1 protein-coding gene is annotated in these 377 nt (G+C 59.4%); it reads left to right on the top strand.

Going from position 1 to position 377, the window contains the following annotated elements; translation table 11 throughout:
- Window positions 1-377: hypothetical protein (locus AC1RPX_RS07770; RefSeq protein WP_481763327.1), on the top strand; the 377-nt coding region annotated here is incomplete at both ends.

Raw genomic sequence — 377 nt, 5'->3', positions numbered from 1 at the left:
GAGTATTCGGTGAGCGGCCTTTACGCGGCTGTCATTGTCGGGACTCCGGATCGCGAACAACCCGCACAGGAACACGAAAACAAAGACGCTGAAGAAGGCCAGCTCGTCACTGATGCGCTGGAGAACTATACTCCGGAACAGGCTTCGGCAGAAGCAGACCAAGCCGCCAAGAACGCATTGGCATTCGAGGCTACGGTTGAAATTCCGGACGAGACGCAGACCGCTGACTCGGCAGCTGCTGCTATCCTCGTTCAGCGCCTTGGCATCAGCCCGGAAGAAGCACAGGTACTCGCTCAGGATGAGGCGGTTGTTGCCGCTGTCTTGCGCGCAGGCCGCCCGCGTGGCGATACCAACGTGTTTGCGGCCATCGATGATGC

The sequence above is a fragment of the Dellaglioa sp. CoH-56-MRSF-14 genome (genome assembly GCF_056782115.1).
This window is presented reverse-complemented; position numbering and strand designations above follow the sequence as displayed.